The following is a 795-nucleotide window of genomic DNA, read 5'->3' on the forward strand; positions in this document are numbered from 1 at the left end:
AACCTCAGCCCCGCGCCAGGTACCGCTCCACCAGCCTCACCCAGTACGTCGCGCCCAACGCCAGCAGCTCGTCGTTGAAGTCGTAGCTCGGGTTGTGCAGCATGCAGGGACCTAAACCGTGGCCTTGGAGGCCGTTGCAAGCCGTGCATTGGTTCGCTCCGCCGTCGACAGCAAGTTCTCTCGGTGGCAGAGATTCCCTCGGAATCTTTCGGCGGCCTAAGGGTGAGGGCTTATGCATGTTTCGTTATGCGATTTCATCAAGCACTGCTTGACAAGGTGCCTCGGTGGTCCCATAATCGCAAGTTCTCTTCGGAGAGGTGCCCGAGTGGCTAAAGGGGGCAGACTGTAAATCTGTTGGCTTACGCCTACGCTGGTTCGAATCCAGCCCTCTCCACCAGAATTAAGCAGTGAGTTCGGTCCTTAGCCAGGGCCGGGCGGCAAGGGAAGAAGTAACCCGGGCGGGTGTAGCTCAATGGTAGAGCAGAAGCCTTCCAAGCTTACGACGAGGGTTCGATTCCCTTCACCCGCTCCATTCACTGTTAGTAAGTTTCGCCCATGTGGCTCAGTGGCAGAGCACTCCCTTGGTAAGGGAGAGGTCGGCAGTTCGATCCTGCCCATGGGCACCACGCATCCACCAACCCAAATCGCTACCGAGACAGGAGTCGCGTCATGGCAAAGGAAAAGTTCGAGCGGACCAAGCCGCACGTGAACGTTGGGACGATTGGTCACGTTGACCACGGCAAGACGACGCTGACCGCAGCGATCGCCACCGTGCTGTCGAGCAAGTTCGGTGGT

1 protein-coding gene and 3 tRNA genes are annotated in these 795 nt (G+C 58.5%); all 4 read left to right on the top strand.

Annotated features, from left to right (window positions below):
- Positions 1 to 311 precede the first annotated feature (311 nt).
- Positions 312 to 397, top strand: a tRNA-Tyr gene (locus F7R11_RS26940).
- Positions 398 to 458: 61 nt separating this feature from the next.
- Positions 459 to 532, top strand: a tRNA-Gly gene (locus F7R11_RS26945).
- A gap of 19 nt (positions 533 to 551) precedes the next feature.
- Positions 552 to 626: transfer RNA gene (locus F7R11_RS26950), tRNA-Thr, on the top strand.
- Between the two features lie 43 nt (positions 627 to 669).
- Positions 670 to 795: GTP-binding protein (locus F7R11_RS26955; protein ID WP_234499085.1), on the top strand; the 126-nt coding region annotated here is incomplete at its 3' end.

This window comes from Ralstonia insidiosa, assembly GCF_008801405.1.
Taxonomy (GTDB): domain Bacteria; phylum Pseudomonadota; class Gammaproteobacteria; order Burkholderiales; family Burkholderiaceae; genus Ralstonia; species Ralstonia insidiosa.